Source organism: Verrucomicrobiia bacterium (assembly GCA_036405135.1).
Lineage (GTDB): Bacteria > Verrucomicrobiota > Verrucomicrobiia > Limisphaerales > JAEYXS01 > JAEYXS01.
This window is the reverse complement of record DASWYF010000022.1, coordinates 257,642-282,672: the sequence shown is the minus strand read 5'-3', so window position 1 is coordinate 282,672 and position 25,031 is coordinate 257,642. Positions and strand designations below refer to the sequence as shown.

23 protein-coding genes are annotated in these 25,031 nt (G+C 55.6%); 8 read left to right on the top strand and 15 right to left on the bottom strand.

Annotated features, from left to right (window positions below; translation table 11 throughout):
- Positions 1-101 precede the first annotated feature (101 nt).
- Positions 102-881, top strand: coding sequence for an SAM-dependent chlorinase/fluorinase (locus tag VGH19_11645; protein HEY1172016.1), 780 nt, complete (start codon positions 102-104; stop codon positions 879-881).
- 148 nt (positions 882-1,029) lie between these two features.
- Here VGH19_11645 and VGH19_11640 read toward each other — a convergent pair whose 3' ends face one another.
- Positions 1,030-2,091 carry a DnaJ C-terminal domain-containing protein gene (locus VGH19_11640; protein HEY1172015.1) on the bottom strand — a complete coding sequence of 354 codons (1,062 nt, stop codon included), beginning with the start codon at positions 2,089-2,091 and terminating at the stop codon, positions 1,030-1,032.
- 416 nt (positions 2,092-2,507) lie between these two features.
- Complete coding sequence (locus VGH19_11635) at positions 2,508-4,025, bottom strand: DegQ family serine endoprotease (GenBank protein ID HEY1172014.1); 1,518 nt, start codon at positions 4,023-4,025, stop codon at positions 2,508-2,510.
- Positions 4,026-4,762: 737 nt separating this feature from the next.
- On the opposite strand from VGH19_11635, the gene lysS reads away from it, so the two are divergent.
- Positions 4,763-6,220 (top strand): lysine--tRNA ligase, encoded by a 1,458-nt coding sequence (gene lysS / locus VGH19_11630; protein HEY1172013.1) that lies wholly within the window; start codon positions 4,763-4,765, stop codon positions 6,218-6,220.
- Positions 6,221-6,298: 78 nt separating this feature from the next.
- Here the strand turns inward: lysS and VGH19_11625 are convergent, their stop codons facing one another.
- Both VGH19_11625 and VGH19_11620 read right to left on the bottom strand, forming a co-directional pair.
- Positions 6,299-6,724 (bottom strand): DUF5069 domain-containing protein, encoded by a 426-nt coding sequence (locus VGH19_11625; protein ID HEY1172012.1) that lies wholly within the window; start codon positions 6,722-6,724, stop codon positions 6,299-6,301.
- A gap of 32 nt (positions 6,725-6,756) precedes the next feature.
- A complete protein-coding gene (locus VGH19_11620) occupies positions 6,757-6,990 on the bottom strand; it encodes a hypothetical protein (protein ID HEY1172011.1) in 234 nt (77 codons plus the stop codon).
- Positions 6,991-7,105: 115 nt separating this feature from the next.
- Between VGH19_11620 and VGH19_11615 the strand changes: the two genes are divergently transcribed.
- The 5 genes from VGH19_11615 (at position 7,106) to VGH19_11595 (ending at position 11,062) form a co-directional block, all read left to right on the top strand.
- Positions 7,106-7,588, top strand: a complete 483-nt coding sequence (locus VGH19_11615; protein ID HEY1172010.1) for a MarR family winged helix-turn-helix transcriptional regulator — start codon at positions 7,106-7,108, stop codon at positions 7,586-7,588.
- Between the two features lie 11 nt (positions 7,589-7,599).
- Positions 7,600-8,559 carry an HlyD family efflux transporter periplasmic adaptor subunit gene (locus VGH19_11610; GenBank protein HEY1172009.1) on the top strand — a complete coding sequence of 320 codons (960 nt, stop codon included), beginning with the start codon at positions 7,600-7,602 and terminating at the stop codon, positions 8,557-8,559.
- Between the two features lie 12 nt (positions 8,560-8,571).
- A complete protein-coding gene (locus VGH19_11605; GenBank protein HEY1172008.1) occupies positions 8,572-9,534 on the top strand; it encodes an ABC transporter ATP-binding protein in 963 nt (320 codons plus the stop codon).
- A complete protein-coding gene (locus VGH19_11600) occupies positions 9,531-10,670 on the top strand; it encodes an ABC transporter permease (protein HEY1172007.1) in 1,140 nt (379 codons plus the stop codon). The genes VGH19_11605 and VGH19_11600 overlap by 4 nt, the downstream gene beginning before the upstream one ends.
- 227 nt (positions 10,671-10,897) lie before the next feature.
- Complete coding sequence (locus VGH19_11595; GenBank protein ID HEY1172006.1) at positions 10,898-11,062, top strand: hypothetical protein; 165 nt, start codon at positions 10,898-10,900, stop codon at positions 11,060-11,062.
- A 47-nt stretch (positions 11,063-11,109) separates the two neighbouring features.
- On the opposite strand, the gene VGH19_11590 is transcribed toward VGH19_11595, so the two are convergent.
- The 11 genes from VGH19_11590 to VGH19_11540 all read right to left on the bottom strand — a co-directional run bounded on the left by VGH19_11590 (position 11,110) and on the right by VGH19_11540 (position 23,787).
- Positions 11,110-11,616 (bottom strand): Fur family transcriptional regulator, encoded by a 507-nt coding sequence (locus VGH19_11590; protein HEY1172005.1) that lies wholly within the window; start codon positions 11,614-11,616, stop codon positions 11,110-11,112.
- Positions 11,613-12,443: a metal ABC transporter permease gene (locus tag VGH19_11585; GenBank protein ID HEY1172004.1), complete on the bottom strand. Its 831-nt coding sequence runs from the start codon at positions 12,441-12,443 to the stop codon at positions 11,613-11,615. Before VGH19_11585 ends, VGH19_11590 begins: the two co-directional genes overlap by 4 nt.
- A complete protein-coding gene (locus tag VGH19_11580; protein ID HEY1172003.1) occupies positions 12,433-13,224 on the bottom strand; it encodes a metal ABC transporter ATP-binding protein in 792 nt (263 codons plus the stop codon). The genes VGH19_11585 and VGH19_11580 overlap by 11 nt, the downstream gene beginning before the upstream one ends.
- A 5-nt stretch (positions 13,225-13,229) precedes the next feature.
- Positions 13,230-14,162 carry a metal ABC transporter substrate-binding protein gene (locus tag VGH19_11575; GenBank protein ID HEY1172002.1) on the bottom strand — a complete coding sequence of 311 codons (933 nt, stop codon included), beginning with the start codon at positions 14,160-14,162 and terminating at the stop codon, positions 13,230-13,232.
- A gap of 103 nt (positions 14,163-14,265) precedes the next feature.
- Entirely contained in the window at positions 14,266-14,517 is a 252-nt protein-coding gene (rpsR, locus tag VGH19_11570; GenBank protein HEY1172001.1) for a 30S ribosomal protein S18, read from the bottom strand.
- A gap of 5 nt (positions 14,518-14,522) precedes the next feature.
- Positions 14,523-14,690 carry a 50S ribosomal protein L33 gene (gene rpmG / locus VGH19_11565; GenBank protein HEY1172000.1) on the bottom strand — a complete coding sequence of 56 codons (168 nt, stop codon included), beginning with the start codon at positions 14,688-14,690 and terminating at the stop codon, positions 14,523-14,525.
- 3 nt (positions 14,691-14,693) lie between these two features.
- The gene (locus tag VGH19_11560; GenBank protein HEY1171999.1) at positions 14,694-15,368 is read right to left on the bottom strand and encodes a TraR/DksA C4-type zinc finger protein; all 675 of its coding nucleotides are present in this window, start codon (positions 15,366-15,368) and stop codon (positions 14,694-14,696) included.
- Positions 15,369-15,533: 165 nt separating this feature from the next.
- Positions 15,534-16,163, bottom strand: a complete 630-nt coding sequence (locus VGH19_11555; protein HEY1171998.1) for a response regulator — start codon at positions 16,161-16,163, stop codon at positions 15,534-15,536.
- Between the two features lie 191 nt (positions 16,164-16,354).
- On the bottom strand, positions 16,355-17,578 hold the full coding sequence (locus VGH19_11550; GenBank protein ID HEY1171997.1) for a response regulator: 1,224 nt from the start codon (positions 17,576-17,578) through the stop codon (positions 16,355-16,357).
- 15 nt (positions 17,579-17,593) lie between these two features.
- Positions 17,594-20,017, bottom strand: a complete 2,424-nt coding sequence (locus VGH19_11545; GenBank protein ID HEY1171996.1) for a response regulator — start codon at positions 20,015-20,017, stop codon at positions 17,594-17,596.
- A 41-nt stretch (positions 20,018-20,058) separates the two neighbouring features.
- A complete protein-coding gene (locus VGH19_11540; protein HEY1171995.1) occupies positions 20,059-23,787 on the bottom strand; it encodes a PAS domain S-box protein in 3,729 nt (1,242 codons plus the stop codon).
- Between the two features lie 252 nt (positions 23,788-24,039).
- On the opposite strand from VGH19_11540, the gene VGH19_11535 reads away from it, so the two are divergent.
- On the top strand, positions 24,040-25,029 hold the full coding sequence (locus tag VGH19_11535; GenBank protein ID HEY1171994.1) for a thiamine pyrophosphate-dependent dehydrogenase E1 component subunit alpha: 990 nt from the start codon (positions 24,040-24,042) through the stop codon (positions 25,027-25,029).
- Positions 25,030-25,031 lie beyond the last annotated feature (2 nt).

Sequence of the window (25,031 nt, the reverse complement as noted above, 5' to 3'; positions counted from 1 at the left end):
TCCGCCGGAGCCAGTCAGGTTACCCTCACCCGTTTTAAATCACACCCTTACTTAAGCACAATGTTCGTTTCAAATGCCCTTTCTGCAATTATATTCCAACCGTGAGCGTCATCACCCTGACCACAGATTTCAGCACCAGCGATTGGTTCGTCAGCACCATGAAAGGTGTCATTCTCAGCATCGAACCACGCACACACATAGTCGATATCACCCATGAAATCGCCCCGGGCGATATTCGCGCCGGTGCCTTTGCGCTGATGGCTGCCACACCTTATTTCCCGAAGAATAGCATCCACGTCGCCGTAGTTGACCCCGGCGTAGGCAGTGAACGTCGCGCCATCGCCATACAAACAGATAAAGCGACCTTCATCGGCCCTGACAATGGTTTGCTCACCTGGGCTCTCAGAGATCACAACATCCGTAGCGCCCGCCAAATCACGAACGAAAAGTATTTCCAAAAACCCGTGAGCCGCACCTTTCATGGCAGAGACATTTTCTCACCCGTCGCCGCCCATCTGGCCGCTGGCAAGAAATTCTCGACCCTTGGACCAAAAATAGAATCTTGGGGGGAACTGCCATGGCCCACTCCCAAGCGCTCGGCACAAACCATCCAAGGAGAAATCCTCCACATCGACAGATTCGGCAATGCCATCACGAACATCGCGCACAACTCCCTGACTGAAGAAGAATGGCAACGAGCCGATATCCGCATCAAAAAACATTCACTCGGCGCTCCAAAAGCAAGTTATTCCGAAGCAAAACGCGGTACTGTGCTAGCCATCTTAAGCTCCACCGGTTTCCTAGAAATCGCCATCAATGGCGGCTCCGTAGCAAAGCACCTGAAACTGCAAGTCGGCAACAAATTGAGCGTGTTTTTTTAGAAGCTGCTATAAATTTCGAACAGAAAAACGGGTAGAAAAAGTTCGAAGATACTACACCCTCGCCCCTCGGAGGGGAGAGGGCCGGGGTGAGGGGTGCCCGCATTTCCATCAACAAACACAGCCTAATCCTGCAAATCGTCAATCTACATCACTCCCTCGGATTAAAACTCGAAGCCTTCGCCAGCTTCTCCCAAAGCTCCTTCTCCGCATCACTCACTTTCGTAGGCAGCTTGATCTGGACAACCACAAACAGATCACCTTGCCCACCTTCTTTCGGCAGCCCTTTCCCACGTATGCGAAGTTTCTGTCCGCTATTGGTGCCAGCCGGAATCTTGATCGAAACATTCCCGTGTAACGTAGGCACATCCGCACTGGTTCCCAGCACCGCTTCCCACGGTGCGAGATCCAACTCATACGTCAGATCAGAATCTTGCACAGAAAAGTCCGGATGCCGCGCGAGTCTGACTTGCAGAAATAAATCACCCGCTGGTCCCTGCCCATGGCCTGCCTCACCCTTCCCCGCCAGACGCAGCTTCTGCCCTTCACGCACACCCGCAGGAATCTTCACCTGATAATTATCCAGCTTGCCGATCATCCCTTCGCCACGGCATTGCGGACACCCATGCTGCCCTACCGCACCAGTACCGTGGCACTGCGGGCAGGTGATATTGCGTCGCACATTCACTGTGCGCACCGAGCCGCGCACCGCTTCCTCCAGCGTGACCATGATGTCCGCCTCCAGATCGCTTCCTCGTAATGGACCGCCATCACCAGCGAATCCGCCACTGCTCTGAAAACCGCTGCGACCACCGCCCTGTCCTGCACCGCTAAAAAATTGCTCAAAGAAATCACTGAACCCGGTGCCACCGAAGTGAAATTCAAAATCTTCCGGGCTCCCCTGCTCCCCGCTGCTGCTGCGCCGACGTTGACGCCGCTGACCATTGCCTCCCCATCCCGGCGGCGGACGAAAATCTGCACCCTGTTTCCAGTTGGCTCCCAGCTCGTCGTACTTCTTGCGCTTCTCGGGATCACTCAGCACTTCGTAGGCCTCATTGATCTCCTTGAATTTGTCCTCGGCGTTCTTCTTGTCCTTGGCCACATCGGGATGATACTCCCGCGCCAATTTACGGAACGCCTTGCGGATGTCGTCATCCGACGCCGTCCGTACCACACCTAAAACTTGATAGTAGTCCTTATACTGCACAGCCATATCCCTTTTCCCGTTGCCAAATCACTGCCTATCACTACTCCAACCTTACCGCAATTACAGCTAAAAGAAAGTAATGGGTCCGCTTGCAACTGGCGCATCAGCGCACTGTCCTCAAAATGCCGATGGCACAGGAAAGCAGAACAACGCTCCATCTCCCTCGCCCCTTGGAGGGGAGAGGGCCGGGGTGAGGGGTGCCGGGCTTCCTCCCGTCCTTTTCTTCCGCCTCTGTAGGGAAGTGCCGAGATACGCCCGTTTGCGGTCCGACGAAGCATTCAGCCCCGTGCTCCGAAAGCTTTTTGAGTAAAGTTGCTTTCGTCGAAACATAAAGCCACTAGAGTGACCAACTACCAAAAGAAAGCGGCGGTGTCATGGACACCGCCGCACTCGCACCCATCGCACACCAAATTCCCCACAAGTTACTTCTTGCTCTCATCCACCACCATGAAGGTCGTGGTATCACGGAACCAGACATGGAGCAGGATCTTCTTGGCCGTGATCTCTTCACTCAGCTTCACCGCCTCATCAGCAGTCTTCACTGCCTTCTGGTCGATGCTCATGATGACGGACCCTGCACGAAGTCCGGCCTTATAGGCTGGCGATTCTTCATCCACATTCGTCACCAAGGCACCCTGAATGTTGGTAGGAATACCCATTTGACGACGGGTCTGGGTGTCCAGATCACCGACCTCGACACCTTCCAAAGCATCCTCACGAACAGCCGGAGCCGCCTTGCCGCCTGAGTTCCTGGCCAGCACTTCATCTGCCGGAAACTCGGCAAGCGTCACATCAATCGTCTTGTCTTTGCCTTCGCGTACCAATTTCACCGGCACCTTCGTGCCGGGATTGGTCTGCGAGGCCCACAAGCGGAGCTGATCATCGTCTTCCACTTTCTTGCCGTTGAAGTCCAAGATCACATCACCCGCCTTCAAACCAGCCTTGGCAGCCGGAGAGTTTGGCATCACTTGCGCGACGATAGCGCCATTCTGTGATTTCAAATTAAACGCCTTGGCCAGATCGGAGGAAACCGGCTGCAAACGCAGCCCCATATAACCACGCACCACGCGACCACCCTCAATCAATCGTTCCATCACGTAGCGGGCCATGTTCACCGGCACCGCAAAACCGATGCCTTGATTACCACCGCTACGGCTAAAGATCGCCGTCGGAATACCGACCAGACGGCCTTCCGCATCTACTAGCGCACCACCGGAGTTACCCGGATTGATCGAAGCATCCGTTTGGATAAAATCTTCGTAACCCGTGATACCCAAGCCACGACGTTGTGTCGCACTGACAATACCCATCGTCACCGTTTGGCCGACACCGAAAGGATTGCCCACAGCGAGCACCACATCACCCACTTCCAGCGTATCACTGCTGGTCATCGTGACCGCCGGAAGACCTTTCGCATCAATCTTCAAGATGGCGATATCCGTCTTATCGTCCTTGCCGATGACTTGTGCCGTATACTCATCCTTGCCGTTATAGAGAGCCACTTTGATCTCATCCGCACCATCCACCACGTGATTGTTCGTCAAGATGTAACCATTCTCCGAAACGATCACACCAGAGCCCAAACCCGTCTCCTCATGCTGGCGGGGACGACGGCTGTTCTGCTGCTCTTCCTGGTCATTGAAAAAGTCGCGGAACATCGGGTGATCAAAGAGCGGATTGCGCCGTTGATTGTTCACCTTCACCGTTTTCGTGGAGTAAACGCTCACCACGCTCGGAGTCACCTTTTTGACCACCGGAGCAAAGGTCAACATGTTCGGCCCAGTTCTGGTGATGGACTTCTCTTGGATGTTGAACTTGGGGACTTCGTTCTTTTTCGGTGCAGCTTTTTCCTGCGTCACACCTTCATGCACGGCAAATACGAGGATACCGCCTACGAGGGCTGCCGTCAGACCCGCGAGCGACATGCGTAAGTATTTCATAAATCTATCAGTTTCAGTTGGCCGGGATCGTTCCCGTTTGGTGGCTATCGAACTATTCTGACAGCCATTTGCCTTCGTATCAATGGACATAATACCCCATGAATTCGTTCAATCGAAACCGATTTCCGTGATTCTACGTATCTCCCCCACAGGTCTGTGCGTACCCTGTTAATGCCACCCGAAACACTCATGCCTCAGGAAAGCCAACAACCCTCCAGCTCCCTCTCTTCCAGCCTGAGCATTACCCATAAGTGGTCACCAGCGTCCAGCCAGCGGGAACTTCCTTATTAAGGTGGGGCAAAGCTGCCGCTTTGCCCTGACTTTGGCCTTCACCGCCGACCTCTCAAATGAAACCGGCCCCCGAAAAACACAGCTCTCCCTGTCCTCTGTCTTGTTCATTCACGCTTTATAGACTTGTGGGTAATGCTCAGCTTCCAGCGGTAGCAGGAGGAGAGGGCTGGGGAGAGGAGGCGCTCATTTAAATTTGAACCTGGAAATTCCGTCCGCCAATGACTGCCATATCCATTCTGCAGGCGACAAATGTTCTCCCTCTCCTCTATAGACAGGCCGAGCTTCGGCGGAGAGGGCCGGGGTGAGGAGTGAGCGCGCCAACGGTTTTTCGAATTGGGAGCAGTGCCCCAATACACCCACACTGCCATTGGGGGCCGACCAAAAACCTTGGACATCCCCCGCCCTTCCGTGTTCTATACGAGGCTCTATTTATTGATTGGATGAGTATGGACGAGACAAATTCGTTGATTGAACAGCGCAAGGCCAAGCTGGCCTCGCTCCGCAGCAAGAACATCGACCCGTTCCGTAACAAGTTTACGCCCACGGAGAAATGCGCTGAAGCCCGCGCGAACTACACGGAAGGCCGCCCGGTGGAACTGGCCGGACGCATCACCGCGCATCGCGACATGGGCAAATCCATGTTCATCGACATCAAAGACCAGAGCGGTCGCATCCAGGTCTACGCGCAAAAGAACGTCATCGGCGAAGAACAGTTCGACGTGTTCCGCCATCTCGACCTCGCGGACTTCATCGGTGTGAAGGGCACCCTTTTCACCACCAAGACCGGTGAGATTTCTGTGAAGCTCGAAGCCTTCACCATCCTCGCCAAGTCCCTCCGCCCTCCTCCGGCCAAGTGGCATGGCTTGGAAGACATGGAAGTGCGCTACCGCCAGCGCTATCTCGACCTCATCGCCAACGACGATGTGAAGAAAGTCTTCCTGCAACGCAGCGCCATCATCCATGAGATCCGCGGCTTCTTCCATTCCCGCGGCTATGTGGAAGTGGAAACGCCCGCGATGCAACCCATCCCCGGTGGTGCTGCCGCGCAACCGTTCAAGACGTTCCACAATGCGCTCGGCTGCGAGTTCTACCTGCGCATCGCACTGGAACTGTATCACAAGCGCCTGCTCGTGGGCGGTATTGATCGCCTGTTCGAGATCGGCAAGAACTTCCGTAACGAAGGTCTCTCCCGCCGTCACAATCCGGAGTTCACGATGCTGGAAGCTTACTGCGCTTTCGGCGATTACGAGACGATGATGGAGACGGTGGAATCGCTCATCAAGGGCATCGCCGAAAAAGTCTTGGGCACACTGGTGATCGAGCACAAGGACGCAGAGGGCAAGGTCATCAAAACTATCGACCTGACGCACTGGCGCCGCGCGAAATACAAAGACCTCGTGCGCGAAGTCGCTGGCAACGACTGGTTCGATGTAACTCCCGCTGAACGCCGTCGCCGTGCGGTCGAAGACCTGAAACTCGCAGGCGATATCGCCGCCGGTTACGAAGATTTCGAAGTGACCGGCGCGGTGTTCGAGAAACTGATCGAGCCCAAGCTCATCAATCCAACTTTCGTGACGCATCTACCGAAGGAACTCGTTCCCCTCGCCAAGCTCACGCCAGACGACCCGACGACGGTCGAAGTCTTCGAGTGCTGCATCAACGGCCAGGAAATCTCTCCGGGTTACACCGAGCAGAATGACCCGATCCAACAGCGTGAAACGCTGGAGCATCAGGCCGGTGGCGAACAACAGAAGCTGGACGAGGACTTCCTCGTGGCGCTGGAGCACGGCATGCCGCCCGCAGGCGGCATCGGCATCGGCATCGACCGCCTCTGCATGATGCTGCTCGGCCAGGAAAGCATCCGCGACGTGATCCTGTTCCCGCAATTGAAGCCGAAACAGTAGTTCATATTTAAACACAAAACCCTCGTCTGCATTACGCAAACGAGGGTTTTGCTTTTTATATTTTTCGTCGCGCTCCGCTTACTTCCGCTTCTCATCCGCATCAATGAAATCCACGAACGTCTTGATATCATCACGATGTGACAGTCCGGCGGATTCCTTACGCTGCTTCAGGCGCTCCTGCATAGCGGCATCGTCCGCCTTGGGATAGTTCAGCATACCATCAGCGTGGGCCTTCTTATCTGCATCCGTCTTCTGTACGTTCTTGGTCACCCAATCAGCCACTTCCCCATCCGTGACTGTGCCCCTCACCACTTCGATAAATTGTTCATGAACCAGTCCGGCTGCTTTCAACCACGCACTATCAAAGCCTTTGCCGAAGTTAGGCTGATAATCCGCATGCAGCTTCCCTGCGAGGTGAAGACGCACCTTGTCGAGGTAACGCGGTAGATGCATCCAGCCGCTCATCGTTTCACGCGGGCTACGGGGGTAAATGATATCGCTCATGGTTATGATAAAAGAGAAAGCTAACGAAGTGATCAATCCATCACAGGTGCCAAGATTCGTTTGCGAATGTCATCCTGTTCCTTGAGTCCGATTTTCTTTTCAGCGCAGATGGAAGATAGCGCCTGCCCCAACAAACGGTCGGTGACAGCATCATCAGCCGCCAAACGACGCGCCAGCCGTTTATCCCTGGCAGAGACAACGCCTCGTTGACCGCGCAAGAGTATCCGCGCAGCAATCCGAGATTTTACCCAACTGGCATCACGCACATGCAACCAATACCTTTTTACCCTCACATTAGCAAGCCAGCGTCATGATTTCAGGCTTACTTAAGCTTCTCATCCTCGCTTGACAAAATTACGTGCATAATACACCTATTGTATTGTGCAAAGAACGCCAGAGGCCGTGGCCATCAACAATCTGAATCATCCGCTGGGCTTCATCGTGAACCGCACCGCCTATGTCCTGCGCCTGCGGATGCTGGAACGGCTGCGGCGCGAGGGCTACAAGCTCACGCCCGAGGAGTGCGCCATTCTCCACCATCTCTGGCAGCAGGACGGCCAGACGCAAAGCGAGCTCGCCAGCTCCACCATCCGAGAACGCACCACGACCACGCGCATTCTCGATGGGTTAGTCCGGAAAGGTTTAGTGGAGCGCCGTGGACATCCCGATGACCGGCGTAAGGTCTGTGCTTGGCTCACTAAGAAAGGCCAGCAACTGCGTGAACGCCTCCTCCCCGTCGCCCTGCAAATGGCCAAACATGGCACGGCGGGCCTGTCTCCCAAGGATATCGAGACCACCATGCGCACGCTCTCGCACATCCAGAACAATTTGCTGAACCTCGACGTCAACGCGATGAAAGATTGATGGAGGTATTTATGAAACGATTCACTTTTCTTCCCCTGCTCGCACTCTTGCTCGCCATCGGTTGCAAGCCCAAGTCAGACGGTTCGTGGCAAGGCTACATCGAAGGCGAATACGTCTATGTCGCTGCGCCCGTGGGCGGCACACTCACCACGCTTAACGTGAAGCGCGGCGACACTGTGAAAAGCGCGCAATCGTTGTTCACCTTGGAGAGCGCCGCCGAATCCGCTGCGGTGCAAGAAGCCGAGCAGAAGCTCGCCCAAGCGAAAGCCAAACGGGATAACGTGCTGAAAGGTCGTCGTCCAACTGAGGTCGCCTCCATCGAAGCAAAGCTGGGGCAGAATAAAGTCGCCACCGAACTGGCCGAGCGCGAATACGAACGCTACAACAAACTCTACCTAGCAGACCGTCGTGCCGTCTCCTTGGAACAAGTGGATCAAGCGCGCACCAAGATCGCGTCCTTGCAGGCCGAGGCAAAAGCCCTCGAGGCGGACATCGCCACCGCGAAGCTCGGTGCTCGTGAAGATGAGATCAAAGCAGCGGAACTGGAAGTGACGATGCTCGAAGCGGCTTTGACGAAAGCCCGCTGGCCCTTGCAGCAAAAGCAACAGGCATCGCCCGTTGAAGGAGTCGTTCACGATACCTTGTATCGTCAGGGTGAGTTTGTGACAGCGGCCAATCCGGTGGTTTCGCTTTTACCACCGCAGAACATCAAGGTGCGCTTCTTCGTGCCGCAAGAGAAACTGCCGAGCCTTAAGACTGGTAGTTCCGTGCAAGTCACCCTCGACGGCTCGGATAAAGTTTATTCCGCCACGGTGAATTACATCTCCACCCAAGCGGAGTTCACACCACCCGTCATTTACAGCCAGCAAACGCGTTCCAAGCTGGTGTTCATGATCGAGGCACAGTTCTCCCCTGCTGACAGCGCGACGCTGCATCCCGGTCAGCCGGTGGATGTGAAACCGACGTCTTAATCTCACCTCGCTTTGCAAACACACGAACAGCTCGCCACCGATGCTCCTCCGCCCAACACGGAGCTGGTGATCGACGTGTCTGGCATTACGAAGCGTTTCGGCGCACAGACGGTGGTGAACAGCATCGGCATGCAGGTGCGGCGCGGCGAGATCTACGGCTTCCTCGGACCGAACGGCAGCGGCAAGACGACCTTTCTCCGCATGCTCTGTGGCCTGCTCAAGCCAGATGCCGGGCAAGGCACGTGCCTCGGTTACGACATCCTCAATCAGTCCGACGAGATCAAAAAGCACGTCGGCTACATGACGCAAAAGTTCAGTTATTACGAAGACCTGAACTTGGAAGAAAACCTCGATTTCATCGCGCGCATCTATCAGGTGCCGAATCGCAAGCAAGCGGTTGCGGACAGCTTGCACAAGCTGGGCCTGCACGCCCGCCGCAAGCAACTCGCCGGGCAACTCTCGGGCGGTTGGAAACAACGTCTCGCCCTCGCAGCCTCACTCATTCACACGCCGCAGTTGCTCCTGCTGGATGAACCCACGGCGGGTGTGGATCCAAAAGCCCGTCGCGATTTCTGGGAAGAGATTCATCAACTGGCCGCCGATGGCCTCACGGTGATGATCACCACGCACTACATGGATGAGGCGGAGCGTTGCCATCGCATCGCCTACATCGCTTACGGAAACTTGCTCACGAATGGCACCGTGGCGGAAGTGGTCGCCGGTGCGAAACTCAGCGTTTGGGAAGTGACTGGGCCCAACCTCCCTGCCCTGGCCAATCAATTGCGTCATAAAAAAGGCATCGAACAAGTCGTCGCCTTTGGCAACACGTTGCACGTGAGCGGACCACAGGGAGATGAATTGAAGAACGCCATCCAGCCTTGGATGAAAGCGCCTTATCACTGGACCCAGATCGAATCCAGCTTGGAGGATGTGTTCATCAACCTGATGGGGCATTCGCAGGATAACTTCAAATGAACTCCTCGAGCTTTTCATTCAAGCGCCTCTGGGCGGTGGTGGTGAAGGAGTTCATCCAGATGCGGCGCGATCGCCTCACCTTCGGCATGATGGTGGGCATTCCGATGATCCAGCTCATGCTCTTCGGTTTCGCGATCAATTCCGATCCCAAGCATCTGCCCACCGCCGTGGTCGTCCAGGATCACAGCCAGTTCTCGCGCACGTTCATCTGGGGATTGAAGAACAGTCGTTACTTCGATCTGGTCACGGTAGCGGAGTCAGAGCGCGAAGTGCAGTTCCTCCTCGATGAAGGCGAAGTGCAATTCGTCATCCATATTCCCCCGGATTTCTCGCGCGACCTGTTACGCGGTGATCGGCCCAAGCTGCTCTTGCAAGCGGATGCGACGGATCCAGCGGCCACCGGCAATGCCATCTCCGCGATCAACCTGCTCACTGCGTCGGTGTTTGATCGTGATCTGAAAGGACCGCTGCAAAAGCTGCGTGATCGCCCCGGTCCCGCTGAATTGCAGATCCATCGCCTCTACAATCAGGAGGGCAAAACCCAGTATAACATCGTGCCCGGCCTGATGGGCGTGGTGCTCACCATGACGATGATCGTCATCACCGCACTGGCCATCACACGCGAACGCGAACGCGGCACGATGGAAAATCTTCTGGCCACTCCGGCACGGCCCGCCGAGGTGATGTTCGGAAAAATCATCCCCTACATCATGGTAGGTTATATCCAGACGGGGTTGATCCTCACTGCGGCGAAGTTGCTTTTCAAAGTGCCGATGCTCGGCAGCATTCCCCTGCTCCTCGGCTTGATGCTCATCTTCATCGCCGCGAATCTCGCCGTCGGCATCACCTTCTCGACGATCGCGAAGAACCAGCTTCAAGCGATGCAGATGTCCTTCTTCTTCTTCCTGCCGTCCATCCTGCTTTCGGGATTCATGTTTCCGTTCCGTGGCATGCCAGAGTGGGCACAACACATCGGTTCAGCCCTGCCACTCACGCATTTCCTCCGCCTCGTTCGTGGCATCTTACTGAAGGGGAACGGGCTCTATGAAGCCGCCACGCATGTCTGGCCCATCGCCTTGTTCTTGCTCATCGTCATGACCATCGGCGTCAAACGCTACCGCCAGACGCTGGATTAAGATTTTTGCGGCAAAATTGGCCATTCTCCGCCTTGTGTTACGCAAAAGTGACATTATGGCAAAAAAAGTTCATTCAATTCTTGAACGTCTGGGCAGATTGAGTATTCTATAACTCCAAGAAAGCCATTCAGCGACAGTTCCAGCCGTGTGTCTGCCTTATTCTGCACGGAAACTCCTCTTGGCACTGATTAAGCTGATGGTCAAAGCGAGAAAGGAAATAGTCTGCTATGAGCAAATCGACCGAACTCTTGTCGGAAGCAGTGCGTAACCCTAAACATCCATTCCGCCAACTTGCCAACCAGCCTGACAAGGCGCACAAAAACCGATACGAGAGACGGAAGATCAAACAGTTCCTCTATCAGGGGGACTGGGTTGAGGAACAACCTTCTTAAACTTTAACCTTAACAAAGAAAAGATAGGCCGCGCTTTAAAGCGCGGTCTATTTTTTGCCCTGCTTCCGGTCTTTTTGACACTCTGGGCAAATGCCGAAAAACTCAAGTTTATGCGTCACCGCTTGGTAGCCATGACGTTTGGCGATCGTCTCCTCCAGTTCACGCTGAAAGCATTCATCGATCTCCACCACATCCGAACACCCCGTGCAGATGAGGTGATGGTGATGACCGTCATCCCCTTCATGAACGAGTTCAAAGCGGGCCGTGCCATCTCCGAAATCGAAACGCTTCACCAAGCCCATCTCTTCCAGCATATGCATGGACCGGTAGATGGTGGCCAGATCGCACATCCCTTTTGGGAGACCCGCCTGTATCTCCTTGTTCGTCATCGGGTGCGGATGCTGCCGCAGGAGTTCCAAGATGGCCTGTCGAGGACCGGTGATCTTGCGTGCATTCTCACGCAGACGGGCCGTCAACTCGGAAAGATTCGCCTGCGGCTGTTCGCAACAGTGGGTGTGCTTGTGTTTATGATGTGGCTGGCTGCACTTGCTCATGTCGGCAATGCGGGATTTGCTTTCTGTCTTCTGGTGAACAAACGTACCACCAGCGTCAGCAAAAACAAGGTAATGCACGACATCGCGATCGTCGCCCCGCAAGGTGCATTGAAATGATAGGACAAGGCGATGCCACCCAATCCGCCGATCAAACCGATGCACAGGCTGTAAACGATCTGTTGCCGGAGATTACGGCTGATATTCCGCGCCGCTGCCGGCGGGATCACGATCAGCGAAGTCACCAGCATGATGCCCAGCAATTGGATGCTCACCGCCACTGTGATCGTGAGCGCCAGCACGAAAAGATAATTGGCACGGCGCACATTCACTCCGCACACATGAGCCAGATCTTCATGGGCAGACATGAGTGCCAACACATTCAGGTTCATGAACACGCCTGCGGCCACTATCACGAAAAGAATGCCAGACACCGTCACATCGCGGTCTTCGATCGCGAGGATGTCACCGAACAGATAGCTGTGCACCTGCCCCACGTAGCCGCCTTTCACCAGACTCAGGATGAAAATACCTAATGAAATCGAGCCAGCGAGCAAGAGCGCCATCACCGTATCCGTCATCAACTCCGTGTTCTCCTTCAGCCAGATGATTGCCACAGCCACAAGCAGGCCGAATCCTATCACCGGAATGGTCAGCTCTGTCATTCCCATCCAGATGCCGATGGCGACACCGGTCAATGCACCGTGCGCGATCGTTTCACTGAAAAAAGACATCCTGCGGGCCGTGACGAACACGCCTAGCAATGCGCACAGCGGACACAGGAACAGTGCCGCCAAAAAAGCGCGGATCATGAACGCTTCATTGAACATGATGATGGTGATGATAAGGCGAGACGTGGATGCCGTAGGCCTGTTTCAATGATTCCGCATTCATCACGTCTTCCGGCGAGCCTTCGCAGCAGATCGTGCCGTTCAGCGCATACACCCAGCTCGCATGGCGATACACCATGGAGAGATCGTGCGATACGAGCACTACGGTCATGCCGTGATGCTTGTGCACTTTGGTGATGAGGTCGTAAAAAGTATCTTCACCCGGAGAGTCCACCCCGGCCGTCGGTTCATCAAGAAGCAACAGTTCAGGTGCTTTGAGCAAACTGAATGCGATCAGCACGCGTTGCAATTGCCCGCCAGAGAGAGCAGCGATAGGACGGTCTAAAAGCGGTTCCACTCCGATTTCCGCCATGGTGGTGCGCAAGGCATCATCCGACCATTTGCGCGAGTGCCAGAACCAGTTGCGGTTCTGTGCGAGACGCAGGCTGAGAAACTCCCGCACGCTGAGAATGAAACTGCGTTCCAACGCGAGCTTCTGCGGGACGTAAGCGATACGAGGCATCGCCTTTTCGAGACGATTCTCCCCTAAAATCTTTACCTGTCCTTGATCTGGCTGCTGCAGCCCGAGCAGACAGCGTAACAACGTTGTTTTGCCGGAACCATTCGGGCCGATGAGTGCGACGACTGAACCGCGTGGCACCGTCATGTTCACTCCCTTCAAGATGGGCTGGCCGCCGAAAGACACACGCAGATCTTTCACCTCGATGGCTGGTGCGGCATCTTTGCTCGGACCGTGTGAATGACACTCGCAAGAGGCCATACTGTTTATTTCAAATAACGCTGCAACGTCCCGGCATTGCGGCGCATTCCTTCCTCATACGTGCCAGGTTTAAAATCACCTGTCTCCAGCGTATCCAGCGTGCCTAGAGGCACACCAGAATCCGCAGCGATGCGTTCAGCGATCTTCTTGGGAAACTGCGGTTCGGCAAAAAGCACCTTCGTCTTGCTCTTGCGCATCACTTCCAGAAGTTTGCTGAGGTAGCGCGGTGAAGGTTGCACTTCGGGAACTTCTTCCACCACACCAGCGAGCTTCAGACCATAGCGCTTCACCATGTATGGAAACGCATTGTGAAACGTAACAAAGGCGCTGCCCTTCACCGGTGTGAGCATGGCGGCGATATCGGCATCCAATTTCTCCAGCCTGGCGATGTAGGCTTTCGCATTCACTGCGTAGTTCGCCGCGTTCTTGGGATCGGCCTTGCTGAGGGCGGCTTCCACATTCTTCACGCAATGGATCGCCAGTTGCGGATCAAGCCAGATATGGGGATTAGGGCCATGCGAATGATCATGGTCATCCTTGCCCCCCAGCGAGATGCCGTGTTCATCACGGATCAGTTGCTCTTTCTTCAAACCCGCAGCAAGTTCCGAGACTTTGCCTGCTTTCTTGCTGCCGCTGGATTCAATGGCTTTGTTCAGCCAGCCTTCCATGTTCAAGCCGCTGATCAGGATGACATCAGCATCCGTCAGCTTGCGGATATCGCGCGGAGTGAATTGATAATCATGCGGACCTGCTCCAGGCGGCAGGAAATTCTCCACCGCAGCGTGTTCGCCAGCTACATTCGCAGCGAAGCAATAGACCGGTAGAAAACTGGTGAGAACTTTCAGCTTTTCAGCGGCATGAGATGCCGGGACAACGGCCAGCAGCCACAATAATAGCAGCCACAGCCCTCCTCCGCCTTGCTTGTTTTTCAGGATCACGTGGTCACCTTATCACCCCGCAAACGATTACGCAAATCATTTGCAATTCGAAAATAAAAGACAGACCTCCGAACATGTTCGGAGGTCTGCGGGCGGACCCAAATTACTTCATCAAGAGGGCCTGACGGGCGCGCTTGATGGCGCTGGTCAGACGGCGCTGATACTGGGCGGAAAGCCCCGTATACTTGCGCGGCAGGATGCGGCCCTGATCGGTCACGAACTGGCGCAGCAGCGTCACGTTCTTGAAATCGATGGCGTCAATCGTGAATTCGATCTTCGGCTTCGGGCGCTGGATGCGGGTGGACGTACCCGAACGGCGGCTCGAGGACTTCTCTTTGTTATTCTTGCGTGCCATATAGACTACTTGATCTCTTTGTGAACGGTGTGACGGCGCAGGGCGGGATTGTACTTCTTCAGCTCAATCTTCTCCGTCTGGAGCTTCTTGTTGCGCGTCGTGGTATAGCGCGAAGGAGATTTTCCTTCCTTGCGGGCCTCAGTGCATTCGATAGTAACGATTTCGCGGGGCATAAATTATTCCTTTTCCTTGGCGGGCTTTTCTTCCTCGCCATCATCATCATCCACATCCGGGCCGCCGGAGCTGTCCACCGTGCCCAGAGAGCCGAGACGCTTCTGGCGCAAGGCACCCTCTTTTTCAAGCTGGGCTTGGGCTTCCACCGTGAAGCGCGTCCAAGGAATCGCCTCAAGGCGCGCCTTGGGAATCGGCTTCCCGGTCAGTTCGCAGACACCATAAGTGCCCTTTTCGATGCGGCGCAAGGCTTCCTCGATCTCATAGATCGCGTCCTGATCGGACGAAAGGAGGCTCAGCGCAAAATCACGATCAAAGTTGTCCGTACCTGCATCACCCATGTGCAGACTGTAGCTGGTGACCGTCTCGGCGGACTCCTTGGCCAGACCATTCATCTGAGCCAGCAAACGCTCACGCAGCTCCAGCAACGTATCGTAGAACTTCTGCCATTCCGGCTTGATCTTGGCTGTCCCGGAAACCGCGAAGCCAGGCTTGGGCGCCTTGCCTTTCGGAGTAGGAGCAAACCCCAGAATGGAAGCTGCTGTAGCGGTACCCACAGCATGGCCTTTGCCTTGGACAGCAGGTTTGGCCGCACCTTTCTTGGCCGGCGGTACAGGCGCTTTCGTTACGGGAGCCGGCTTGGCTCCGTTGCTTTTCCCGTTGGACTTATGTGCAGTCACGTCTTGCTAAACGGTTATACGCGGTTGTTTTTCCAGACCAAAATCAGCCCGTTTTTCTACAAAAACGAACAATCCAGCCCGTTTGAGAGTGCGTGAATGTAGCAAAGCAAATCAAATGCGCCACAAAAAACGTAAGAAAAATTTAAGGGGTAAAACCGCTTGATTTCAGGAGGTTTTAGGGCCTGTTTTCGGGAGTTGACCCCCCTCGGCAGCAGCTTCCTTGGCCAGTTGCTGCTCCAGCTCGGCCAACTGGGGCTTCACCTGGCCCTCATAGCAATCGGGACAGATGCTGTGGCTGAAATCAGTGCCGGTCTGGGCATGCAAGTATGTTTCTATGCCCTGCCAGTAATCCCTGTCATCACGGACCTTTTTACAATAGGAGCAGATCGGCAGGAGCTTCCTCAATTCGCCGACTTCCTTCATGAAGCCCAAAATGCGTTCCGCCACCCGCAGGCGCAGGACCAGCTCCTCGGGCCGCAATGGCTTGGTGAGAAAATCATCCACTCCCGCCTGCATGGCGATCTTGTGATTCTCCCGGCCGGTGCGGGCCGTGAGCATGATGAAATAACAATAAGAGCGTGCCCGCTTCCGGGCTCGGATCCTCTGGCAAAACTCCACTCCATCCAGCTCCGGCATCATCCAGTCACTGACTACGACCTCAAAAGGCTGGAGGATAAATGCCCGCCATGCTTCCGCACCCGTAGCGGCAGCCACGACCTCGTGACCGTTGCTTTCCAAAGTCATCTTCAAAACCCGCATGGAAATCGGGTCATCTTCTGCAATCAGTATTTTCACACGGAATATATCGCAGTCATTCCACAAGCTGTCCGGTTAGTCCAGTCCCGTTCGGAAAAAACCTGACAAATACCGTTCAACCATTAAGCGGAACTTGCTTTTATCCCTTACTGGATAGCCGCATTTGGCCGGACAGCAAATTCAAGCTCCCCTATCGACAGGAAGATTTCGAGCAAAATGCAACAGCATTTCTAAGGAAGACGGTTCAACTGTGGACGCCAAAGATGGATCAACGCCTTCACCCCTAGCTCGAGGAAATGGAACGGCTTCGCAATCAAATCGTTGCCCCCGCTTAGCATCGACTGCGCCTTGCTCTGAAAGTCGGTCAAGCTGGACACGAACACTACTGGGGTCTTGGCGTAATCAGGCATCGCACGGATCTGCTTGCAGAGCTCAAAACCGTTCATGCCGGGCATGTCGATATCCAGGAAAAACAAATCAAACGGCATGCCCGACAACATGGACAGCGCGGATCGCGAGTCATCCATGTCGATGCATTTCAAGCCTACCTTCTCCAAGGCAAAGACCACAGCGCGGCGGGACAATGGCTCATCATCCACCACCAGCACACCCTCCACCGGAATCTCGCCATCCCCCCCGCCCTGCTTGCGCAACAACTCATCCAGAAAATCGATGCCTTGCACCACCGTCCGCTGGCTGGAGGCAGTCAGCAAATCAGGACGATCGACCAGCTCCTTAAGCAACGCCTCCAAGGCCGCAGCCATCCGGGCAAAGCGGGTCATCTCAGCCACCGCCGCCTTGGCCGCCAGGCTGCGGGTCTGCAAATAAAGCTCGCTGGTGAAATGATGCACGGATTCCGGCCTGGTGGCACGCAGCAGCTCCTGCAGCTTTTGACGCAGTTTGGCGATCAGGCCGGGGGCATCATCTGCAAATGAAACCAGGGAATTAACCTGTTTGTAGAGTTCCGCTCCGGCAGGAAAGGCGATGACCGGATTCAAGGGGGAGACCGGACTCGACTCGGCGGGTGCCACGGGCGAAGAACCGGAAGCAGGCTCGGCCAATTTCAGCTTCAACCCGGCGGAGGCACCCTCCTCTGCCACCTTGCGGATGATGTCCACCAACACACGCGGAGTACATTCCGATTTGGTGACACATCGGGTAGCTCCCGCTGCCCAGGCATCTTTCACACGATTTGCCAGATAGGCATTCGTGAGCACGATGATCGGCAATTTTCTGTTGGCCGGTTCGGCTCTTAACTGTTTGATGACTTCAATGCCGTCAAGTTTGGGCAGGCCCAAATCCAGCACGATGACGTCGGGCTTAAATGTCCCGGCCTGCTTGAAGCCCTCTTCCCCATCCGCAGCCACAACCACTTCAAAACCTTCCGAGGAAAGTTTGGAACGGTAAATGGTGGACACCACCTGATCATCTTCGACCATCAAGATTTTCTTCATGCAAATCCCCTGAAACTAGCCTGCAGGCAGGGTTGCCAGATAATCCCGCAACTCCGCTTGCACAAGATTGAAGCTGGTTTCCAATTCGTCAAGCAATGGCGTGATCTGATCCAACGCCCCCTCGGCAGCGAGATGTTCCACACGCTTGAACAAGGGTGTCATCACCAGGATGCCGCAGGTGGCGCTGGCACCGGCGCAACTGTGGGCCGTGCGCTGGACATCATTGGCGATACGGCTGGCATGCTGGGCTTTCAAGCGTTCCATCTGTTCACGCGTCTGCTGCAGGTAAAGATCCACCAACTCCTGGGCCGCCTCGCGGTTGCCTTCCGAGAAATCGTTCAGCCGGTCCACATCGAGGAGTTTGGCCGGCGGCGCAGACGGAACAGCATGAGCGGATTTCGCAAGCGCTTTTGCAGTTTGAGCCGATGTTTTTCCATCGCAAATCTGCCGCCCCCATCTCTCCAGGGAAGCGTAGAGCAACTCGGCCCGCACCGGTTTGGCTATGTAGTCATCCATTCCGGAATCGAGGCATTTTTCACGGTCACCTTTCATGGCGTTCGCAGTCATGGCGATGATGACATGCCGGCCCGGATTGAGAAAACGGCCGGCTTCCACTTCAAAAGCCCTCACCTGCCGGCTCGCTTCCAGCCCGTCCATCTCGGGCATCTGGACGTCCATGAATATCACATCGTAATGCTTGTTGGCCAGCGCCTGCAAAACCTCCAGCCCGTTATTCGCCACATCCGCCAGGTAACCGACTTGTTCAAGCAATCGCAGGGCGACTTTTTGATTGATCGAATTGTCATCCGCCACCAGCACATGCAAGGGCAACCGTTTCGCGAGCAATGCCTCTGCTTCAACAGCCACCGACCTTTCCGCCATCAAAGGCGACGGGTTCAGCAGCTTCAGCAACGCGGACTGAAACTGCACCGGCTTGAGCGGCTTGCTCAGACACAGATCAAACATATCCAGCTCTGCTGCCAGCATGTCGGAACGCAGCCCCAGCGAGGTCATCAGCAACTTTGGGGTTTTGATCTGGCGGCGCTCGAGCTCTCGCGCGAGCATCACGCCATCCATGAAGGGCATCTGCAGATCGAGAATGAGCGCATCATAATTCCGGCCTTGCGCAAGAATGTTCAAAGCCTCTTCCCCGCCCTCCACCGCATGCACTTTCATGCCCCAGCGCTGGCCGGCCAGTTCAATGACCCGCCGGTTGGTCGGATTGTCATCCACCACCAAAAGCGATCGACCGCGCAACCGGTCCAGTTCTGCCTGCGCCGGTTCCGGTTCCAGTTCCGCGAGTTCTGCCGGTATCAGACAATGAAAAACCGAGCCTCGATTCACTTCGCTCTCCACCCACATCGCCCCCCCCATTAAGCGGGTAAGCTGTCGAGAGATGGCAAGACCAAGTCCCGTACCACCAAACTGCCGGGTGGTGGAAGCATCCACCTGGCTGAAGGATTTGAACAAGCGATGCAACTTGTCTGATGGAATACCGATGCCGGTATCTCTGACGCGCACGTGCAATCCGGGTGTACCGTCTTCACAGTTACGAGCGGCCAGCTCAACGACCACCTCGCCCTTGCGTGTGAACTTCACCGCATTGCTGATCAAGTTGGCCAGTATCTGACGGAATCGAGTCACATCTCCCAGGATGCAAGGCGGCGTGTCCAGTTCCATCACACAGGCCAGCTCCAGCCCCTTGTCGAAAGCACCTGTGCAAAATAGATCCAAAGTATCGTCAACCGCCTGCCGGACATCGAAAGGATTCCGTTCAAGCTCCAGATTGCCGGACTCGATCTTGGAAAAGTCCAGGATGTCGTTGATTATCGTCAGCAAGGTGTCGCCACTGGTACGGATCGTCTCCACCAATTCCTTCTGTTCCGCATTCAACGGGCTCTCCAGCAGCAAACCGGTCATAGCGATCACACCATTCATCGGGGTGCGGATCTCATGGCTCATATTCGCGAGGAACTCAGATTTCGCCCGGGCCGCATCCTCAGCCTGGCGCCGCGATTCATCCAAAGCCTTGATGGTCTGCGTCAGCTCGTCCTGCAGGTGTTTGGCTTTCAAGGTCGCTTTGACCCGTGCCCTCAATTCAGCGATCTCAAACGGTTTGGTGATGTAATCGGATGCCCCCAGGTTGATGCCCTTGACCTTGTCTTCCACACTGTTCCAGGCGGTCAGGATGATGACTGGAATGGGAGCCGTGTCCGGATTTGCCTTGAGACGCTGGAGAACATTGAAGCCATCGTCATCCGGCAGGCCGATGTCCAGCAGGATCAATTCGGCCCGCCGGGTGACGCTGGAATTCAATCCATCTGCGGCAGTCATCACCTGGAACACAGAAAGCTGTTCACCACGGAGCGCGTCGACAATCGTGTTGCCGACCAGCCGGTCGTCATCGACCACCAGCACATTATATTTGTTTTCAGTCATCCATCAGCCCTTCCAACGGAGCGGCTTGGGTTGCCTAACTATCAACGTTCTTTCTCCTGTTGCAACAGTTCCGTGACCGCCTGCAATTCCGCCTCAAGAGCGGCCACCCGGGTCTCCGGCTGCTGCAGTTCACCGGCTTTGGCTTCCTTCTCGAGTTGAGCCGCGAGTTTGGAAAGCCGGCGTACGCCCAGATTACTCGCACTGCCTTTAAGACTGTGCGAGGCATGCTGGACGGCTTTCAGATCACCAGCCCGCCAGCCATGCTGGATGCGGTGCAGGCGTTCCGGCGCATCGATCAAAAACAGGTCCACAAGCTCAGCGAGCGGATCAGGCTGCCCCGGTTCCCGTAATGCCCGCAATCCGTTAAGCACCGTGATGTCCAGCCTGTCCTCAGCGGCTTCAGGCAGTCCAGATGCTTTCAGCTCTGATTGTTGCACCATCTCACCGACACAGGGCGCCACCCTCTCCAACACCGCCGCAAGCTCTTCCAGCTGCACGGGTTTGGAAACGTAATCATCCATGCCGGAGGCCAGGCAATCTGCCCGGTCCCCATCCAGAGCGTTGGCAGTCATGGCCACGATACGGATTGGTTGCCCTGATTTTAAAGAACCGGGCTGTTCCCGTTCGATGCGACGAATTTCCCGCGCTGCCGTATACCCATCCATCTCCGGCATCTGGCAATCCATCAAAATCACCTCATAGGGCACCTGGCGCAAAGCGGCCACAGCCTCCAGGCCGTTGGCCACCGTATCCGCCTCGTAGCCCAGTTTGCGCAATTGCAGCAAGGCGACCTTCTGGTTCACCATGTTGTCTTCCGCAAGGAGTATCTTGGTGCTCTTCCGCACGACTGGCCCTGACGCCAAATCCACCGGGGCAGCAGCTTTCAACCGTTCTTGGGAGACATCCGCATCTTCGTAACCCGCCATCACCTTGGCAATGGTATCAAATAGGCGCGATTGCTTCACAGGCTTCACAAAGCACGAAGCGATACCCGCTGCATGCAGTGTCTTCGCATCCAAGCGATGCCCCAGCGAGGTCAGCATCAGCATCTTTGGAACACGACGACCCAATCGTTTGACCACCGTGCGGGCCAGCATCAGGCCATCCATCTCCGGCATCTGCATATCAAGCAAAATCAAATCGACCGCCTTGCCCTCTTTCGATTGTGAATCAATCACCTTCAACGCTTCCATGCCGCTGGCCGCGCTCTGGCTGTTCATGCGCCAGGCCCGCGTCTGATGCTCGAAGATTTGCCGGTTCGTAGCATTGTCGTCTACGATCAGCACGTTCAAGCCCGTAAGATCGGCGCGCTCGCCCAGAGGTCGCCACGCATTCTCGCCCTGTTTTTCCAGCGGCAGTTCAAACCAGAACGTCGATCCTTGCCCAGGAGCGCTGTCCACGCTGATGCTACCGCCCATCAGATTCACGAGTTGCTTGGAGATCGCGAGGCCAAGTCCTGTGCCGCCATATTTGCGCGTGGTGGAACCATCCGCCTGAGTGAATGCCTGGAACATCTCCTCCTGAACTCCTTTGGGAATGCCGATGCCAGTGTCCCTGACTTCGAAGCGCAAGCGGACCTTTTCCGCAGTCTCCTCCAACAGGGCGACACGGACGACCACCTCGCCCTTTTCCGTGAACTTGACGGCGTTACCGACCAGATTGATCAATATCTGGCGCAGACGGCCCGGATCGCCTCGCAGATGAGTAGGGATCTCATCCGGAACATGGGAGATCATCTCCAAGCCCTGGTCCTGCGCCTTCTGTGCGAGCAATTCCACGGTACTTTCCACGACCTCGCGCAGGTCGAGATCGATGTTTTCCAATATCAGCTTGCCCGCCTCGATCTTCGAGAAGTCAAGGATGTCATTGATGATGGTGAGCAATGCATCGGCGCTGGTACGGATAGTTTCAGTGAAATCCCGCTGTTCCGTGCTGAGCTTGGTATCCAGCAACAAACCGGTCATGCCGATGATGCCATTCATCGGAGTCCGGATCTCGTGGCTCATTGTCGCAAGGAACTCAGACTTCAAGCGCGCCGTATCGAGTGCCGCATCGCGGGCTGAAGCCAGCTCCTGCTCCGTCCGCTTAAGCGTGGTGATATCGCGGGAAATGCCGATGATGCCGGTCACCTGACCATGCCGGTTCTTGATGGGGACCTTGGTGACAGAGGCCCAAATCTCCTCCCCATTCACAGCTACTTGCTGCTCCACCTTGTTGATCATGGGCTGACCAGTAAGGATGATCCGCTGCTCGTCCTCGAAGAACTGCTGCGCCAGTTCCGGCGGATGGAAATCAAAGTCTGTTTTGCCCACGACTGCCGCCGGGTCTTTGAGCCCCAACCGTTGCGCCATGGCAAGACTGCATCGCAGGAAACGGCAGCTCGTGTCCTTGAAGTAAACACGGTCCGGAACGTTATCCAGCAACGCACGCAAGAGATCGCGCTCAAAGGCCAGATCATCCTCGATACGCCGCTTCTCGGTCACATCCCAGAATATGCCCTGCACTCCGCTGACGTTACCTTGGGCATCGTATACAGGGATTTTCATCACCTGCATGTACGCCTTCTGGTTGTCTGCGGTCAGGTATTCTTCCACCGTCTCAAATGTTCCGCCCTCGCGCATCAGGCGACGATCATCTTCCTGATATTTCCGCGCGAGCTCAGCCGGAAAGAAATCAAAGTCCGTCTTACCCAACACATCCTCTTGCGCCTGTTCGAGGATGCGGCAGAAGCGCTGGTTCGCAAAGATGAACCGTTCTTGAAGGTCTTTGCGGAAAATGTATTGCGGCAGGCTCTCCACCAGAGAATGATAAAGAATCTCAGAATTCTTCAACTTCTCCTCAGCCCCCTTGCGCCGGGAGATGTCCGTCACGGTGCCTTCGTAATAATCCAGCTCACCATTGGCCTTGCGCACGGCTCGCGCATTCTCCGATATCCAGATGATACTGCGGTCCTTGCGATATATCTGTGCCTCGAAATGAGAGATGACATCATTCTCCCGCATCAGGCGGACGAATTCATCGCGCCGGTTCGGGTCGACGTAAATCTGGTGCGAGATATCTTTGACCGAGTTGATCAAGTCTTCAGGTGACTGGTAGCCGTAGATATCTGCCAACCGCTGGTTCACCGCGAGGTAATGGCCATCTTTAGTAGTCTGATAGATGCCCACCGCCATGTTCTCAAAGATGCCGCGATATTTAGCTTCGGTCTGAAGCAAAGCCACCTCGGTCTGCTGGTGACGCTTGACCTCATGCTCGATCTCCTTCACGTGGCGACGCAGCTCCAAGTGCGTGATGACCTGCCGCGCCAAAGTCTTCAACGCTTCCTTCTGCTGGGAAGTCACCGTGCCGGGGACGTGATCCATCACACTTAGGGCACCTACCGCATAACCATCCGGGGTGATAAGCGGAGCCCCAGCATAAAAACGGATACGATACGGGGGAGACGCGATCAGACCACCCCGAAAGCAATCATCCTCCCGGGTATCGGAGACGATATAAACCTCTTTTTGCAGGATTGCCCGGGCGCAGAACGCGTCTTCACGGGAAGTTTCCTTAAGATCCAGCCCGACACAGGATTTGAACCACTGACGGTTCCCGTCGATAAAAGTGATGGCCGCCACGGGCCTCCCACATATCTGGGCAGCCAGTTGGGCGATATCATCCATGGAGGAATCCGGACCAGTATCCAGAATGGAGTACCGGTTAAGCGCCTGGAGGCGCTCGGCTTCATCTGGTGGCTGGAGCAACATCTTCACACCTGCATTCAGCATCCGCAATCAAGCATCCGGGTTAGTCTTCCCGGCCAAAGGTCGCAGCCATCAGGGCCGATGGCAAGCCAGACTTCCCGGCCTTTAGCCCTCCCAATATCGGCTAATTCTCATAAATATTTAACCTGATTATCAGAAAGAAGTGTTTGCGTAAGACCCTGAACCGGCGCATATAAGGACTAGATGCAACGGCTCATCGAGGCAATTCCGCCAGCCGCGGTAACCGGAAGCCCGACTGCTCCTGTACCGCGGCCCTTGGCATTGGACCCTTCCCTATTGCGTCTGGCGTTCCGCTGGATGCTCTTGGCCCGTGCCTTGGATGATAAAACTGCCGCCCTTTACCGGTCTGGACTCGTTCCCGGTGGCGCCTTTCTGTCCAAAGGCCAGGAAGCCCTCAGTGTGGCTTTGGCCATGCAACTTCTCCCCGGTGATATCTACGCCCCTTTGATCCGTGATACCGCCGGTCGTCTCGCTTTCGGTGAATCCCTGCAAGATGCCCTACGCTCCTGCATCGGTTCCCCCCTTGGCCCCATGCGCGGCCGGGATGGTAATGTCCATCGTGGCCGCCCCAAGGACGGTTACCTGCCCATGATCAGCCATTTGGGTGCCATCCCCTCCGTGGTGAATGGCGCGCTCATGGCCCGGCGTATGCAGGGCAAGGAAATGGGCCTCGGTGCCACATGTATCGGCGATGGCGGCACCTCCACCGGTGCTTTCCACGAAGCCATGAACCAGGCAGCGGTAGAACGGTTGCCCGTGATCATCGTGGTGGCGGATAATCAATACGCTTACTCCACCCATCGTTCCCGCCAATTCGCTTGCGATAGCTTGCTGGACCGCGCGATCGGCTATGGCGTGGATGGTCATTCCGTCGATGGCACGGATCTCGCCGCTTGCATGCAAGTCATGGATCGCGCCGCGAAACGTGCTCGTGAAGGCTGCGGCCCGCAACTCGTGGTCGCCAATCTCCTGCGCCTCTGCGGTCACGGTGAACATGATGATGCGAGTTATGTGGACGGCACCTTGAAAGAATCGCATGTGGGTCGCGATTGCCTGAAGGTCGCCGCGCACTGGCTCATCGCCAACAAACTGGCCACCGATGAGGATATGACCCAGTGGAATACGGAGATCGCGGCGGAACTGGAAAAAGCCGTGGATGAAATCCTGCGTGATCCGGCTCCTGATCCTTCGCTTGAAAATTGGCACGCCCTGGCCACCGCTGCTTTGCGGGAAAACGCTTCCTGACC

Bases quoted from the DNA above. Each gene is read 5' to 3' on its own strand.
- VGH19_11640 (HEY1172015.1), bottom strand. From the start codon at position 2,091: ATGGCTGTGCAGTATAAGGACTACTATCAAGTTTTAGGTGTGGTACGG.
- VGH19_11635 (HEY1172014.1), bottom strand. From the start codon at position 4,025: ATGAAATACTTACGCATGTCGCTCGCGGGTCTGACGGCAGCCCTCGTA.
- lysS (HEY1172013.1), top strand. From the start codon at position 4,763: ATGGACGAGACAAATTCGTTGATTGAACAGCGCAAGGCCAAGCTGGCC.
- VGH19_11625 (HEY1172012.1), bottom strand. From the start codon at position 6,724: ATGAGCGATATCATTTACCCCCGTAGCCCGCGTGAAACGATGAGCGGC.
- VGH19_11610 (HEY1172009.1), top strand. From the start codon at position 7,600: ATGAAACGATTCACTTTTCTTCCCCTGCTCGCACTCTTGCTCGCCATC.
- VGH19_11600 (HEY1172007.1), top strand. From the start codon at position 9,531: ATGAACTCCTCGAGCTTTTCATTCAAGCGCCTCTGGGCGGTGGTGGTG.
- VGH19_11595 (HEY1172006.1), top strand. From the start codon at position 10,898: ATGAGCAAATCGACCGAACTCTTGTCGGAAGCAGTGCGTAACCCTAAA.
- VGH19_11590 (HEY1172005.1), bottom strand. From the start codon at position 11,616: ATGAGCAAGTGCAGCCAGCCACATCATAAACACAAGCACACCCACTGT.
- VGH19_11585 (HEY1172004.1), bottom strand. From the start codon at position 12,443: ATGTTCAATGAAGCGTTCATGATCCGCGCTTTTTTGGCGGCACTGTTC.
- VGH19_11580 (HEY1172003.1), bottom strand. From the start codon at position 13,224: ATGGCCTCTTGCGAGTGTCATTCACACGGTCCGAGCAAAGATGCCGCA.
- rpsR (HEY1172001.1), bottom strand. From the start codon at position 14,517: ATGGCACGCAAGAATAACAAAGAGAAGTCCTCGAGCCGCCGTTCGGGT.
- rpmG (HEY1172000.1), bottom strand. From the start codon at position 14,690: ATGCCCCGCGAAATCGTTACTATCGAATGCACTGAGGCCCGCAAGGAA.
- VGH19_11550 (HEY1171997.1), bottom strand. From the start codon at position 17,578: ATGAAGAAAATCTTGATGGTCGAAGATGATCAGGTGGTGTCCACCATT.
- VGH19_11545 (HEY1171996.1), bottom strand. From the start codon at position 20,017: ATGACTGAAAACAAATATAATGTGCTGGTGGTCGATGACGACCGGCTG.
- VGH19_11540 (HEY1171995.1), bottom strand. From the start codon at position 23,787: ATGCTGAATGCAGGTGTGAAGATGTTGCTCCAGCCACCAGATGAAGCC.